Genomic DNA, 15,767 nt, shown 5'->3' with positions numbered 1-15,767 from the left:
TCCGCTCCCACTCCACCGACTCAGCCCATGGCTCACGAGGAGCGGCGTGCGGCCCGTGGTAGTCATGCAGGTCCATGACGCCGCCGCATCACTGCCGGACCTGCTGCGCTCGCAGCAGTGCCACGAGGGTCACGTAATCGTCGGCGCTAACCGTCTGCTCAAGCCCCGCGTCGATCTCTGCCCTGCAAAGCGAGGTGCCTCGCCTGGTCGCGTAGAGGGCACCCGCATCGCTACGGAAGAAGGACCAGCCGGGGAATGTGGAGCGAAGTGCGTCGAGGTCGCAACCGGGGAGTGCCATGGGGCCAGCGTAAGCAAAGCTCAGATGGGTTGTCTATAGGGCTCTATAGAGCCATCCGGGAAACGATGGGGCGTTACGGGTTCCTACAGTGACGTCATGATCGAGTTCCGCCAGGACCGGCCTCGCTGGGAGCAGGTCGCCGACGTGATCCGTGAGCGCATCGCCGCCGGCGTCTACCGCCCCGGCTCACGAGTGCCGAGCGAGAACGATCTGATGCAGGAGTTCGGCATCGCCCGCATGACCGCCCACAAGGTGATGCGAGCCCTCCGCGAAGAAGGCACCATCTACACCGTCCGCGGCCTCGGCAGCTTCGTCAGCCAGCCAAGCGACGCCAAGCCGCCGGAAGACGAGACGTCCAGCAAGTAGGCTCCGGGCCGTGACTCACAGGATCGACTTCTACAACGACCCACAGGCGCCGGCCGCGAACAGTCTCGTCCCGTCGGTCAACGTCGTCGTCACCAACGAGGTCGGCGACATCCTCCTGAGACGCCGCTCCGACAACGACAACTGGGCGCTACCCGGCGGAGCCATCGATCTCGGCGAGTCCATCCCGGCAGCAGCCGTACGCGAGACACTGGAAGAAACGGGCATCACCTGCGAGATCAGAGGGCTTGTCGGGACCTACAGCGATCCCAACCACGTCATCTTCTACACCAGCAACGGCGAGGTCCGGCAGGAGTTCTCCATCGTCCTCACTGCCCGAGCCGTTGCTGGCGAGCCGACACCCAGCGACGAGTCCCGCGAAGTCCGCTGGGTTCCGCGGGATGAGATGTCGAACTACCGGATGGATCGCTCCATGAGTCTGCGGATCAGCCACTACCTCCAGTCGGACGGGAGCCACAGTCCACACATCGGCTGAACGCAGCCGACCACCCCGGTCCACCGCCAAGCAGCGACCGGCCCAGACCGGCAGCAACGAGACAATGCCCAGGCCACAGCCATGATCGCCGTTTGGATGAGTACTTTCTCCACGCTTTCAAGGGCGTCTCGCCTGCGGCGAGCCGCCGCGCACCGGGCGGTCTGCTGACCGCGCTGCGGCTCTCCGGCCGGTCGCGGCCAGCACCGCCCACGCGCCAACAGCCACCGGGCGGACAGCCAGAAGACGTGAGAGTAAAGCCCATCGCTGGGTGCGGCCAGCGACCCGACATTCCGGCTGCAACCCGTGGCGGTTAGCGCATACCTACAGCCGAGATCCCCAGCTCCGAGGCGATTACGAAGAGGTGGCCAGCCAAAGAGGGCTCCCCTCTCAGTTGAAGCCTGGTCTCCTCGTCCGCCATTGGCCTCGAGCAAGTCCAGCAGACCGGAGGGCCTTCGTGCCCAGTTGCAGCTGGACATCAGGCCCAACAGAGGGGCCTGAGCACGGGGCTTGCCAAGATCGACTGAGTGGACTAGGCATAGCTCGGTGACTTGGTGCTTGGGGATCGCTGCTCACGTAGCCTGCTATGTGGCGACAGCGGCGTCCCGACCAGTCGGGGGAAATTGCTGATGACACAGTTACCAAGCCTTAGTGTGTCTGCTGTGCCTTGTAGCTCAATGACGAGGGGGAAAAGTGTCGAGGTTGACTGACCTGATTCGACAGGCGAAAAGGGTCGATCCTCAGCTCGGGGCAGATCTTGAAGCTGAGGTCCAGACACTCTCCCGCCGTCGGCCCTTCGGCATCAACTTCGAACGCCATCAACCTGAAGCGGTGGAGCTCCCTAAGCGCTCCGTTCGCAAGGGCGACAAGGTGAGAATCTTGCCTGCGCGCGGAGAGACCAAGCAGGGTGACGTCCGACTCTGGCGTGTTCGCAGTGTCGAGACGGTGGACGGCGCGAAGGTTGGACACCTGGACCTGATCGGTGCCAAGGAGCCCGAAAATCGCACTGTCTCGGCTGACGACCTCGTTGTCGTCGCCGAGTTCAGGGACCCGATCTATCCTGGCCTCCGATCCACCGGAGCCCTCCACCTGAGTGACGGCCAACCGTGGCATGCCGTCATCAACGGAGAGAACTTCCATGCGTTGGAGATGCTTCTCTATACGCATCAGGAGAGAATCGATTGCATTTACATCGATCCGCCATATAACACAGGCCAGGATGAGTGGATCTATAATGACAGACACGTTGATGGCGAAGATCTATATCGCCACTCCAAATGGTTGGCCTTCATGGAACGGCGCCTAATCCTAGCGCGCGAACTCTTGAAAGACACTGGGATAATCATCGTCGCCATTGGCGACGATCAGCATCATCGACTTCGAATGCTCATGGATCAGGTGTTCCATGAGCAGAACTTCATCTCCGATGTCGTGTGGCAGGGCGGCCGAAAGAACGACTCACGGTACATTTCAAATGGCGCGGACTACATGCTCATATACGCCAAGGATGAATCCACTCTCAGGCGAAACGGTGTCCGTTGGAGAGAGCCACGCCCAGGGACAGCAGAGATTGCCTCCGCAGCAGCTCGCGTTTGGGAAGAATCCGGCCATGATCAAGAAAAGGCGACAGTGCTCATGAAGGAGTGGATACGTTCACTCCCGAAGAATCACCCAGCCAAGGAGAATAATCGTTTCTATGAATTCGAGCCCGATGGGCGCGTCTTCCGCAAGCGAGACATCTCCTGGCCTGGTGGTGGCGGTCCGCGATACGATGTGCTCCATCCAGTAACGGGTCTCCCGGTACTGGTGCCTGCTCGCGGGTGGGTGTACTCCAAGCCTGAGCGGATGCAGGAAGATATCGATGCCGGGCTGATTATGTGGGGCGCCGACCACACCGAATACATAAACCGGAAGACGTACCTCGGATCCGATGCGTCGGACGATTCTGAAGATAGTGGCGATAACGATCCGGGAATCGGCATGGTCCCCACATCCGTATTTGAGCAGAAGAGAACATCTGCGTCCAAGCGAATGAAATCGTTGTTTGGAGACTCGCGGTTCCCATTTCCGAAAGACCATACGGTCCTCGCGCGCTGGATTGGCCTGGTCTCACCCAAAGACGGCGTAATACTCGACTTCTTCGGTGGGTCAGGAACGACGATGGAAGCCGTCATTCGTCTCAATGCACAGGACTCTGGTTCGCGGCAGTGCATCCTCGTGACGAACAACGAGGTAGGCGCCAAGGAGACTCGAGCCATGCGTAAGGCGGGCCTTCGCCGAGGAGATGTTGAGTGGGAAGCCAAGGGCGTATTTGAGTACGTCACAAAGCCGCGAATCTCAACGGTTGTGACAGGTGTGAAGCCCGATGGATCGGCTTACGGGGACAAGGTAGACGCTAACGTCGAGTTCTTTGAGATGACCTACGAGTCCGTATGGCGTATCACGCAGAATCGTGAGTTCAAGGCGATCGCTCCTTTGCTGTGGCTCCGAGCAGGGGCGAAGGGCCGTCGTATCGATGCCGTTCCCCAGGGGTGGGATGTGGCAGACACTTATGGGGTCCTCCAAGACCTGGACAAGAGCGCAGTGTTCCTGCAGGCCATGGCCGATACTCCATCCACGCATCTGGCTTTCATCGTCACCGACGATGACCGCCGCTTCCAGATGATCTGCGCCGAACTCCCGGATCGAGTGGAGCCGGTCCGGCTGTACGAGTCGTACCTGAAGAACTTCGAGATCAATGCAGGAGCGCAGCTGTGAAGTTCACCCTCAAGGACTATCAGGCCGATGCTGTGGCTGAGGTGCTGAGCAATCTGGCAGATGCCCGCGACTTCTACCATCGGACCAAGCCGCGGGTATCGTCCTTCGCGCTGACGGCGACCACAGGCGCAGGAAAGACCGTGATGGCCGCCGCTGTCATCGAAGCGCTCTTCAACGGCAATGATGAGCTGGATTTCGCGCCCGACCCCACTGCTGTGGTCCTATGGTTCAGTGACGACCCGAGTCTCAACGAGCAGACGCGCTTCCGCCTATTGCAGGCGTCCGATCAGATCGGATACCCCAACCTGATCGTCGTTGAACACCCGTTCCAGGCCGAGAAGTTCAAGCCCGGAAAGGTGTACTTTCTTAATACCTCCAAGCTATCGAAGACCTCTCTCCTCACCCGTGGTCACCGGGATGAAGAAAACCACTTCCCAGGTATGGCGCTTGATAGCGGCCCGGATCTACGGACATACACGATCTGGGAGACCATCGCGAACACCATCGAGGATCCCAACCTCACGCTGTACATGGTTCTGGACGAAGCACACCGGGGCATGGGCATCTCGAAGTCGGCCAAGGACAAGCCGACCATCGTCAAGAGGCTGATCAACGGTCACGCGGATATCCCGCCCGTGCCGGTGGTGTGGGGCATCTCCGCGACCGTCGAACGCTTTGAGGTGGCGATGAAGACCGCAGAAGTTTCCAGCAGTCGGATGACTCTTCCACGTGTCGGCGTTGACCCCAAGCGGGTTCAGGAATCCGGCCTACTCAAAGACGACATCGTTCTCGACTTCCCGAACGAGTCCGGGGTGTTCGACACAGTGCTACTTCGCCGCGCGACTCGCAAGATCCGGGAGTCAACTGAAGCATGGGCCGAATACAACGCGGAGCAGGAAGATGCGCATCCTGTTGTGCCGTTGATGGTCTTGCAGTCACCGAACACTCCGGATCCCAAGATGCTCTGCCAAGCTCTTGATGTGATCTTCGCTGAGTGGCCAGAACTGCCTTCAGATGCCGTGGCGAACGTCTTCGGAGAGCGCAGTACACAGCAGTACGGGCCATGGAACGTCCCGTACATCGCCCCGGAGCGGGTGCAAGATGCCAGGCACATTCGCATCCTCTTGGCGAAGGATGCGATCTCGACCGGCTGGGACTGCCCCCGCGCGGAGGTAATGGTCTCGTTCCGGCCGGCTAAGGACGCTACCCACATCACGCAGTTGCTAGGTCGCATGGTCCGAACGCCTCTTGCCAGACGCATCCCAGGAAACGAGAAACTGAACTCTGTCGAGTGCATCCTGCCATTCTTCGACCGCACCACGGCAACAGAGGTAATCGATGCCTTGATGAGTGCCTCTGAGGATCTTCCGGAGCCAGACGATGAACGCCGCGTCCTGATTGGCGCTGAGGAGATGCTTCCCAATCCGAGCATCAGTGAAGCGGTATGGGAGGCGCTAGAGGCGATCCCGAGCCAATCCGTGCCTAAGAAGGCCGCCAAGCCCATCAAACGACTGACGGCGCTTGCGCAAGCACTCTCGCGGGACGGCCTACTCGCAGACGCTGGGAAGCAAGCCCACGGGCACCTACATGGCGTGCTTGACGGCTTCGCAGCACGCTTCAAATCCGCCATGGAGGATGCGTATAACGATGTTCTGACAATGGAAGGCGGCACGGTTACCGGACATCGACTCTCAGGTGAGCGGGAAAATTTGGCGTTCAGCGAGCAGGCCGATGATCGGGCCATCCAGGACTCATACCGGGCAGCCGGGCGAGTGCTCACACCGGACGTGTCCAGGACATATGTTGACCATCTTGCTCCTGAGGATGACGGGGCGGACGATGATGGGCTGAGGGACGCGTACATCAAAGTGGCAGCAGTTGCCAAAGTCCCCGGTGTACGCGAGCATCTTGATGAGGCTGCGGATCAGCTGGCGCAGAAGTGGCTTGATGCCCACCGCGTTCAGATCAAGGCCCTTTCGGACGAGCGGCAGCAGGTCTACAACGAGATTCGCGCGATGAGTACGTCACCCCAGAGGATCGGTATCACACGTCCTGTGAATCGCCTCGAAGAGACGAAGAAGCTCGACAAGGATGGGAACGAGGTGGCGATCGAGACCCGGCTCAAGCACCTTCTCTCGGACGCCGCCGGTATGTTCCCGATCGGGTCGCTCAATGGATGGGAGCGCGACGTTCTCGATGCGGAGATGGCACGTCCGGGAACTCTTGCCTGGTATCGGAATCCCGGAAGGGCCTCTCAAGACTCCCTGGGGGTGGCTTATCGAGACGCTGGGGACACCTGGCGTAGTGTTCGGCCGGACCTGATGTTCTTCACGGAACATGATGATGCGGTCAAGGTCAGCATCATAGATCCCCACGGGCACCATCTCGCTGACGCGCTTCCGAAGCTACGAGGGCTCGCTGATTTCGTAAAAGCGTACGGCTCGGAGTTCCACCGAGTCGAGGCGGTCGCCAAGATCGGTGACACGCTTCGTGTGCTGGATCTAACGGATGAGCTGGTTCGCGAGGCTGTAATGAAAGCCAACTCGGCCAAGGCACTCTATGAAGGATCGACCGCACAGGACTATAAGTAGAGTCCTGCTGTCGAGCGAACTGGAATACGTCCCACTATGCCGAGGAGAGGCAGGCTGCCGCGAGGCTTCCACGCCTCGGGCCTGGCGGCCCTGCGGTGCGGGTCCTCTTGCCATCGATTATCGTGGCTGCGGTCGGAATCTTGCTAACGTGGCTGCTTAGCAAGGGCCTTGGACTAGCACGGACGACGGTGGACCGAGCCGAGGACTTAGAGTGGCCGCGACCACCGCACGGAGGCAGGGGTAGATCCCTCTGGACGATCACGCGAAATCTTGTAATGAAGGCGGCCACGACTCTATGAATTCTTTCTGTGCAGCTAACGTTCACTATCGGAAGAGCCTGGTTCTGAACCGAGCTCTTCGTCTTGTGAAGGCTGGGCATTTCCCCCGAATATAGGCGGTCGATTCTCAAATTCCACCGCGAAACGTCGTTCACGTTCCTTCTCTTGTAGCTCTTGGATCTCTTCGTGGATGTCGATGCGGTCGCGCACCGTCTCAAGCGCATCTTGGGACACGTCTGACAGCTCCCCTGGCGGTTCTCCACGGCTGATCCGCCCTAGAAGCGCGCGGGCGTCATGTGTCACGGCACCCCTGATAGAAGATTCGGGTCTACCGATTTCCCTCCACCAAAAGTCTGCGAAGTGCAACACAAGGTGGATCCCGTCGAGCCTTTCCCTTACGGATGAATCAGAGAATTCGTCGATGGCCAGCTTCAACTGAAGCAGCAGGTCGTCGCGTTCCTCCTTCCATGCCTGGTCATCCTCTTTTGGTGGCCAATCTTCAGGTTTCGGCCGGGGACAGCGGCGCAGGGATGCCCGATAGTCCCGCAGCTCGACGGCTTGGCTGGGCTTGAGCCGCAGCTGGATCAGCTTCGCGATGGCCTCGCGGGCGCTCAGGAGAGCGGCGCGTTCGCGCTCCTGGTCCCGACGCTCACGTTCAAGCTTCACCTGTTGCAGTTGCGACCAGCGGGTGCTGAGGAGAGATGCCGCGCTACCGATGAGCGCACCGGCCAGGGCGAAGAGTGCAGGGATGACCTGAGCCCAGTTCACTCCCTGACTATCGCCTCAAGAGCGCGGCGACGCCAGGGGACCATACTTCGGCGCCGACCTACTTGGCTTGAAGTACGGGATGGAGCCGAGCACCGCAATGTGGCGTTGTAGCCCAGGTTCGCTTGTCATCGGATGACATGGTTGCTCGCGTGGCCAAGGCCGGGGATAGACGCGGGATGATCTTGCGTCTCCCACGCGCCGCGTAGGCTAATTGCCCAGCTCAACCAGCCCAAGAAGACAGCGGAGCTTTCGCTCTCCTACAGCGGAGGCTGGCCAGGTCTTCCGTTTCTCGGCCCTGCGGCTCCTTGAGCCGGGACCTGTTGTCATCGTCAGACGCTCGGCTATCTATGCCACCCCGAATCGTTGTCCCGAGTGACCTAGACGGCGAGTGTATACATGTCTCCGCTGCCACTGGCGAAGGACAACCAGATCCGGAATGATTTCAGGCGTGACACAAGACGTCCCACAAATCGATCCAGCGCCTAAATCCGAGCTCCGAGTCGCCTTGCTTAGGATCACCTCCGCGATGCGAGACCGTCTCCTGCTGGAGAGACGTTCCCTTGTCGAGCACCCGGTATTCTCGGGCCCCACCGGCGATTGGAAGCTCCGGCGTCGATATCTGGTCGCCTTTCTGGACCGTGTTGAAGGCCAGGTCGTTGAGCACGTGGTAGGGCTCGGCATCTCTGTTCCTGGCAACATGGCAGGGACCTACGAGCGTCGCTTCCGGATCGAGGAATTCTCGCCTATCGCCCCCCGGATTTCCACAGATCGTTTGTCCGATCTTCTCGGTAGATATGCCGATGTACTCCGTGTCCAAGGTCCGCTATCGACCGCCCTTGGACGAAGGCTTGTCGACGCGATTCGGGATGAGGCTCCACATCTCAGCGACCTTTTGGATGATCTGGAAAGTCGGGTCAGCCAAAATGTCCCGCGTGGCGGCATTGCGGAGATCATCGCTACCCAACGCGACATGACAGGACTCCTCCTCACCGCCGCTGATATGGATCGTGAGCCTCTGCGTGACTGGGCCGGCTTCGGCCTGCGTGCCGATTTTCTCGAAGATGAGCCTCCGGAACGCCCGTACGAGGACGACGTGATTCGGCACGACTGGCAGCATCTTCCGGGCTGGATGCGAGTCCAAGCATCCTGGACAGAGCAGCGATTCTATAGAGGGAAGCGTCGATTGTCTGTGTTCTATGCGAATACACGCCCACTCGAACACCTCACAGGCGTCGACCTTGTGTACTACAACGAGTTTCACGGCTGCTTTGTATGTGTGCAGTACAAGAAGTTCCAGCATGAAGCTCAAGCCGGCTGGGTCTACAGGCCGAGTCATATTCTGGACAGCGAGCTTCAGCGCATGAAAGCCATTGACGAAAAGTGCAAGGTCGGCGCGGATGTCACTGATATCAGACTGCTGGACACGGCCACCTTCTTCAAGCTCCATGAGCCGATGCAGTTCGAGCCGGGCAACACGGATCTAGTTCCAGGTATGTATCTGAGTAGGGAACACTTTGAACTCTTACTAGAGAAGAACCGCGGAGGCCAAGGTGGACGACGAATCGGCTACGCGACAGTACCTCGCCACTTGACCAACACGCTATTCGCCGAACTCCTAGGGCAAGGGTGGATTGGCACTCGCGGCGCTAGCACCGATCTGGTGCGTGATCAGATTCGATCCAGTCTAAGCCGTGATCGGGGCCTGGTCTTTGGCCTTGCGGAGGGAGATCAACGGCTCGGGAACCGCAATCGGCTGCGCTAAGCATCTGCGGATGCCAATGACTCGTCCATACAGTTTCAAGCTTGGCTCTCTTCGATTTTACGTTGCTTATACCAGGTTGATCAAGGGAGGCTGCCGATGACGTCGCGGGCATGGCTGGTTCGACTCGGTGAGACCGGGCAGCGGGAGAGCACCGCCCTAAAGGAAGGGCTGGCGATCCTGGGCTGGTCCGAGCTGGGGGACCTCGGCGCCTGCGAGAGCCGTACGGACATCGCGGCAATGGTCGCGGAGAACTACCCCCACGAGGGCAAGGCAACGCTGTCCAACTGGACAGGGCAGTTATGGCGGTTTCTCCAGGAAATTCGGGAGGGCGACCTCGTTGTATGCCCGTTGAAGACGCGGCAGACCGTCGCCGTGGGACGGGTCACCGGGCCGTACCGCTACGAGAGCGATGCCGACCCCGGTTTCCGTCACGTGCGACCGGTGGAATGGCGGCGTACGGACATCGCCAAGACCGACATCGAGCAGGACCTGCGCAACAGCATGAGCTCCCTGCTAACGGTCTGCGCCCTCAGCCGCTTCGGAGCTCCCCGGCGCATCACCCATCTCGCCGAGCAGGGTGTCGATCCCGGTCCCACGCCGGACGAAATGGTCATGCTGGAAGGCTTCGCCACTCCTCACGAGCTGCTCGACGCAGTGATTGCCAACAGTACAGGTGAGCCAATCCGGCTTACCATCCGTGACTTCCTGAAGCGTTGGGGAGTCACTCGCCGAACCTCGGCATCGGTCGCCCGTATCGAGGTCGATCTCGGCGCTAAGGGGGTAACGACGCGGCCGTCCTTCACGGAGGGCTGGTTCGACAGCGTCATCGAGCTCCTTCCGGTCGGCGAAGAACCGGAGAGCATCAAGGAAATCCCGAGCCAGTCGTTGCAGCCTGACGTCGAGGACGCCCCGGACCTGCCCGCAATCACCCTACGGGTCGGCGTCTTGGAGTCCGCGAACAAGGGTGTGGCCTCTGTCCGGCTAGAGGACAATCTCAAGATTGCCCACACCAAGATGCTAAGCGGCAAGTACTCACAGCTGGCCGTGATCGACGAGAACGGAACCCTGCGCGGTGCTCTGAGTTGGGAGTCCATCGGCAAGGCATCCATGCGAGGCCAGAAACTCCGCACCGTCTCCGACGCAGTGGACCGGACAGCCAGCTTGGTCGACCACCACGAAGACCTGCTGAGCCAAGTGAACGAGATCTACAACAAGGGCTACGTCTTCGTCTGCGACTCCGACAGGAAAGTGACTGGCATTATCACTGCAGCCGATCTGACACAGCAGTTCGGTCATCTGGCGAGACCCTTCGTCCTGGTGGAGGAGGCCGAGCGGCGACTGAGAAGGCGAGCAGACGAGGTCTTCAACGTCGACGAACTGCGGGAGGCCGCGCCCAGGCATCTGGCCACCCGGGTAACCTCGGCGAACGACCTTATGCTCGGGGCCTACAAGCATCTACTTGCCTCCCCCGCGCGCTGGAGCCGGCTGGAATGGCCGCTCGATCACGCGCTCTTCCTCGAGCTACTGGAACTCATCCGCGCCGTTCGCAACGAGCTGATGCACTTCGCTCCCGACCCGTTGGACGAGGAGACCCTCACGAGAGTGGAGGGCTTCATCGAGATGCTCCGCATCGTAGATCCACGACCTTGAGCCACTGGGCGGCGTCTTCGATCCAACTACTCAGATCGGATCGATCCAACAGCATCCCGGTCAAATCTGGCGGGTGCCCGGACCTGACAGCCCTGCGCTCCGGGTCGGCAGCTGGATGGCGGTGCTACTCTCACGACTGGAATTGGGATGCGCGTAATGATCTTGGGGCGGCGCACGCGTCTTGTTGGTTAGTTGCCCAGCTCGACCGCATTCAACAGGCAGTTCGGTCTCCCTCTCCTATGGTGGGGCTGTGCCGCCGGCCTACGAGGAGCAACGCCAAGGCGTCCGGTTGTGTGGTATAGGACCTACCAGCAGACGTGGAAAAGCCCGCTACAAGTGGTAGCTGGGATCGTTGCTGCTCATGTAGAGCTTAAAAGCCTCGCGTATCTTGTTCACCAGGCCGACCACTTGAGAGGTGTTCCCGGGAACCACGCCGTGTTCCCAGTCGCGCCCCTTGTGCGTGAGATATCTCTTTACCGTTCCCGAGGTGGAGTTCGACACAAAGGTCGGCCTTGCCCTTTCACCCAAATCTGCACCCAACCCTTGAAAGCTACGTGCTAGATCGAGCGGAAGGTTGCTGGAGTAGAACTTACATTCAATGGCGAGAATGCAGTTTCGGGCTTTGGGAGCGACATAGGCAGATCTGCTCTGATCCGCCTCTTCCTGCGTGAGGACAAGTACGTCGCACTCGTGAAGCACTCCCGAACGTCCCTGGACCTTGACGCCCACGTGGACTTCAAGCGGCGGAGCGGTGGACCCGAACTCGACCACCGCGTGCGTATAGGCATTAGCTCGTGAGTACAGCTGCCCTGGGCTGGTCCTGAAAATCAAGTTGGAAGTCTTATTCCCGTCTATGTCTTCGTAACGTACCGACGCCCTTCCTTTACGCGCTTCATCGACGACAAGCGCGAAGACGTAACCCTCGTACAGATCGCCAATCGCCGAGGTGGAACTGTAGGAGGTTCCTCGGGCACCTCGAAGGTGAACACGCAGTTCGCGGAGGAGATCCTTTTTGGTGGTCAATGTGTCAGCCCCTCTTCCAAGGCCCGCAGTAGCTGATCGATTCTTTCGCTTTCCGGCAGGAACGGAGCAGGCTGGCCTTCTCTAGCTATCACGGTGGTTTGCTCACCACGCCCATTCTCATCTGGCAGGAAAGCCACACTTGAAACCGAAGCGCTGGATTCACGGCTGAGAAGAACGAGCTGCTCTTTGTGTACTTTAGGTATGTCTACCAAGACACTTCGAACGGCCTGAAGAATTAGGCTCGCTCGCTCTGCAGCAGTATACGTGTTGGTCTTGATATGCGATCCGGGACTCTCGCTGGCGACAGGCGTAATTAGAAAGTTCGTCTCGGTCGGCTGGATTCCGATGGAGTACGTGTGAGTCTGGTGGCGAGACCCTCCAGAGCCGCGGCGACGTGCAGGTCTTGTGCGCTTCTTAACGCTCACATCTTCTGGTTTTCCTGCCGCGATGGTCTCGTCTACCTGCTCGAGTATCCAGGCGAAACCTTCTTCTGCTAGGAGGGTACGGAGTTGCTGTTCCAGTTCGTCGGGGTTCACGGACAGGATCTCCGATCAGTCGAATGGTCGATCGTTCCTGCTGATAATGCTGAGGGGTGCCATGCGGCTGGACCGTCCAAGGAAACAGCCGAGCTGGACAACCTTGCCTTAAAGGGAGATTGGTGGTCAACGATCTTACGTCATTCTGTGGTCGTCGACACCCGAGTTTCGCAGCTACGGCTTGGCCCACAGGTTGTCAAGTCGCTACGGATAGCGCCCGGTACGGCGCACCGTAGTACGCGTACGGACCGAGGCGACACACCGCACGGAACGGGAACGGCAGGAGCGTGTACAGCTGCAGCGCGAGCGGGCCAACGAGAGTCACCACCTGATGAACCTCGACGGGTCCCAGGGGACATGTACGGGATGATCTTCCAGATGGCCCGGGTGACACCAAGCATCTGCCCAGGTCAGAGCACATGTGCAGACCTTGCAGGTGCCTCTCTCCTAAAGCGGGTGCCGCAGGTTCAATTCCTGCCGGGGCACGTACCTAGCTAAACATTTTCAGCGCTCGCAACCTCCGACCTGCGGCTTTTCAGCTGCAGCAATCCCGCGGCTGCTGGAGCACATCCAGGCTCATGACGATGCGGCAGGGTACGGAGGCCTGCCTCCGCTCTACCATCGTGCGGGCCCACCAGCATGCCGCGGATGCCCACAAAGCGCCCACAAAGGGAGAAACTCGGCAGAGATCACCACCTCGCGGTGGATCAGGGCGGACAGGCGCTCGGGCGTTCACGCGCGATGGACTGACCACCACGCTCCACCTGGCCACCGACGGGTGAGGCAGCCTTCCACTCGTGCTTCTCCTCGCCGGCGGAAACATCAACGACTGCACCCAGTTCACCCACGTGATGGCAGCGGTTCGCATCCCTCGGCTCGGTACGGTCCGACCGCGCACTCGGCCGGAGCGTGTCATCGCAGACAAGGGCTACGGCTCCCGAGTCATCCGTGCCTACACCTATCTGCGCCGAAGGGGCATCGGCGCGACCCATCCTGAACGCGCCGGCCAGTTGGCTGGGCGAGCTCATCGGAGCACCAGCGCTGCGCGTTCGACCGGGTCTTGATATAGGCGTCGCAACGTCGTCGAATGCTGTTTCAACCGGCACAAGCAGTACAGCTGTCGGGGCTCCGTCAGGGCGCGTACTCACCAAGGCGTGCCGGTATCCGCAAGCCCGTACGGCCGAAAATCGGTTGCCAGGCATGACGAGGCTCAGAGATGGTGATCTCCATGAGGCTCTGACGGACAGCACCCCGCTACTTCGAGATGCCACGGCGCCGACTCTCGCCGTGATGCCGCCCGCCCATGCCCTGTTCAGCGAAGAGAGCATCGTCTTGTCTCAGCAACACTCCCTGCCGCCGTCCGTCCCGGCCACGGGGTCGGCCACCGTCACCGTGTTCGCCTCCCCCACAAGCTGGATCGAGTCCGATGCCGTCGCACAATGTCATCAGGTAGCCGCCCTCGACGGCATGATGCACGTCGCCGCCATGCCGGACCTGCACCCTGGCAAGGGCGCCCCCATCGGCGCCGCCATGGCCTCGTCGATCTTGTACCCGTTCCTGGTGGGCTCCGACATCGGTTGCGGCATCGCCGTGTTCCCCGTCAAGCTCAAGCGCGCCGTACCCGAGAAGCTCGCCGCCCGGGTCCCCGATCTCGATCGCGCGCTGGACCCTGAACGAGATGCCGACGATCCCGCCTGGGCCGTCGTGAAGGATGGCATACCCGCTGGTCACGTCGAAGGGCTCGGGACGGTCGGCCGGGGCAACCACTTCGTCGAGCTGGCCCGGATCGGGACCATCCTCGAACCGGACCACGCGAGCCGTCTCGGCCTCGGCGCCGGCGACCTGGTTCTCATCGTCCACAGCGGTTCACGGGGGCTGGGCGAACGGATCCTGCGGGAGCACACCGCGGTCCACGGGGCGGGTCCCGCCCCTGACCCCGGCGCCTACCTGGCGATGCATGACGAGGCCGTACGGTGGGGGTCGCTCAACCGGCGGCTGCTGGCCGCCCGGGTCGCCCACGCGTTGGGGTTCGAGCCCGCCGAGCCGATCCTCGACCAGTGCCACAACCTGGTCGAGATCCGCGACGGGATCTACCTGCACCGCAAGGGAGCGGCGCCGGGTGACGGCCGCGACGTGCTCATCGCCGGTACGCGCGGCACCCCGTCCTACCTCGTGGCCGCCCACGCCGGGCCGGACGCCGGCCACTCCGTGGCGCACGGCGCGGGCCGCAAGATGTCGCGCGCGGACGCCTTGCGCCGGGGGCGGGCCAAGCACACGGTCGAAGAGCTGCGCCGCACGCCGATGGGGTCGCTGGTGGTGTGCGGCGACCGCCAGCTTCTCTTCGAGGAGGCACCTACGGCCTACAAGCGCATCGAGCAGGTGATCGCCGACCTCGTCGACCATGACCTCGCCACGCCCGTGGCCACCACGATCCCTCTGCTCACCTACAAGACACCCGACCTCGGGTCAGGGCCGCAAAGGGATCATCGGGACCAGCGCCGCAAGCGAGGCCGGCCGTGAACGTCCACCTGCTCCTGTCGGCCGGGCGTGGCCCGCAGGAGTGTGCCTGGGCGCTGGCTCAGCTGCTGCACCGCCTGGAAGGCGACGCCGCCCGGCAGGGCGTGGAGACCCATCGGGCTCACACAGTTCCCGGCGACCGGCCCGGCACCTACCGATCGGTCCTCGTCCGCATCGCAGGAGACGGCGCCGAGGCGTTCGCCGCCTCGTGGACCGGAACCCTGTGCTGGCAGGCCCCCAGCCCCTACCGGGCCGACACCGGCCGGAAGAACTGGTACGTCATCGCTCAACCGTGCCAGGTCGACACCCCGCGCACGACGTTCACGGAAGCAGACGTCGACATCGTCGCCTGCCGCACCGGCGGCCCCGGCGGTCAACACCGCAACAAGGCCAGCACGGCCGTACGCGCGACCCACCGGCCCACGGGGATCGTCGTCGTGGTCGACACCGAGCGGCAGTTCAGCCTCAACCGCCGCATCGCCATGCGGCTGCTGCGACAGCGCATCGAGCACGGCGACGATGCGGCTGAGCGCGCCGTCACCACCGCCCGCTGGCGCATCCACGATGAGCTCGTACGCGGCGACCCCGCCTGCATCGAACGTCCGGAAACAGCGGGCCAGGACGTGGCCCGGCAGAAGCGGACGCGCCGACGACGGCGGCAGTCCACCGACGCCGGTTAGCCGTGCGGACTGCCGAAGCCCCAGCGGAGGAGGCCGCTCCTGCCTTGTCGG

11 protein-coding genes are annotated in these 15,767 nt (G+C 61.5%); 8 read left to right on the top strand and 3 right to left on the bottom strand.

Features of this window, described 5'->3' with window-relative positions; genetic code table 11:
• Positions 1–394: 394 nt before the first annotated feature.
• The 4 genes from HD595_RS21265 to HD595_RS21250 all read left to right on the top strand — a co-directional run bounded on the left by HD595_RS21265 (position 395) and on the right by HD595_RS21250 (position 6,502).
• A complete protein-coding gene (locus tag HD595_RS21265) occupies positions 395–664 on the top strand; it encodes a GntR family transcriptional regulator (RefSeq protein WP_253771618.1) in 270 nt (89 codons plus the stop codon).
• Between the two features lie 10 nt (positions 665–674).
• Positions 675–1,157: an NUDIX domain-containing protein gene (locus HD595_RS21260; protein ID WP_253771617.1), complete on the top strand. Its 483-nt coding sequence runs from the start codon at positions 675–677 to the stop codon at positions 1,155–1,157.
• Between the two features lie 699 nt (positions 1,158–1,856).
• Positions 1,857–3,911: a site-specific DNA-methyltransferase gene (locus HD595_RS21255; protein WP_253771615.1), complete on the top strand. Its 2,055-nt coding sequence runs from the start codon at positions 1,857–1,859 to the stop codon at positions 3,909–3,911.
• On the top strand, positions 3,908–6,502 hold the full coding sequence (locus tag HD595_RS21250; protein WP_253771613.1) for a DEAD/DEAH box helicase: 2,595 nt from the start codon (positions 3,908–3,910) through the stop codon (positions 6,500–6,502). The genes HD595_RS21255 and HD595_RS21250 overlap by 4 nt, the downstream gene beginning before the upstream one ends.
• 314 nt (positions 6,503–6,816) lie before the next feature.
• Here HD595_RS21250 and HD595_RS21245 read toward each other — a convergent pair whose 3' ends face one another.
• Positions 6,817–7,548 (bottom strand): hypothetical protein, encoded by a 732-nt coding sequence (locus HD595_RS21245; protein WP_253771611.1) that lies wholly within the window; start codon positions 7,546–7,548, stop codon positions 6,817–6,819.
• A 526-nt stretch (positions 7,549–8,074) separates the two neighbouring features.
• Here HD595_RS21245 and HD595_RS21240 point away from each other — a divergent pair.
• Together HD595_RS21240 and HD595_RS21235 are read left to right on the top strand one after the other, a co-directional pair.
• Positions 8,075–9,310, top strand: a complete 1,236-nt coding sequence (locus HD595_RS21240; protein WP_253771610.1) for a hypothetical protein — start codon at positions 8,075–8,077, stop codon at positions 9,308–9,310.
• Between the two features lie 96 nt (positions 9,311–9,406).
• Entirely contained in the window at positions 9,407–10,960 is a 1,554-nt protein-coding gene (locus tag HD595_RS21235; protein WP_253771608.1) for a CBS domain-containing protein, read from the top strand.
• Between the two features lie 330 nt (positions 10,961–11,290).
• Here the strand turns inward: HD595_RS21235 and HD595_RS21230 are convergent, their stop codons facing one another.
• Positions 11,291–11,983: a hypothetical protein gene (locus HD595_RS21230; RefSeq protein WP_253771606.1), complete on the bottom strand. Its 693-nt coding sequence runs from the start codon at positions 11,981–11,983 to the stop codon at positions 11,291–11,293.
• Positions 11,980–12,519, bottom strand: coding sequence for a hypothetical protein (locus HD595_RS21225; RefSeq protein ID WP_253771604.1), 540 nt, complete (start codon positions 12,517–12,519; stop codon positions 11,980–11,982). The genes HD595_RS21230 and HD595_RS21225 overlap by 4 nt, the downstream gene beginning before the upstream one ends.
• A gap of 1,332 nt (positions 12,520–13,851) precedes the next feature.
• On the opposite strand from HD595_RS21225, the gene HD595_RS21215 reads away from it, so the two are divergent.
• Together HD595_RS21215 and prfH are read left to right on the top strand one after the other, a co-directional pair.
• The gene (locus HD595_RS21215; RefSeq protein ID WP_253771602.1) at positions 13,852–15,039 is read left to right on the top strand and encodes an RNA ligase RtcB family protein; all 1,188 of its coding nucleotides are present in this window, start codon (positions 13,852–13,854) and stop codon (positions 15,037–15,039) included.
• A complete protein-coding gene (gene prfH, locus HD595_RS21210) occupies positions 15,036–15,716 on the top strand; it encodes a peptide chain release factor H (protein ID WP_253771600.1) in 681 nt (226 codons plus the stop codon). Before HD595_RS21215 ends, prfH begins: the two co-directional genes overlap by 4 nt.
• Positions 15,717–15,767: the final 51 nt, after the last annotated feature.

Source organism: Nonomuraea roseoviolacea subsp. carminata, assembly GCF_024172185.1.
GTDB lineage: Bacteria > Actinomycetota > Actinomycetes > Streptosporangiales > Streptosporangiaceae > Nonomuraea > Nonomuraea roseoviolacea.
Note: the sequence above shows the minus strand (reverse complement) of the source record. Positions and strands in the feature narration are given on the sequence as shown.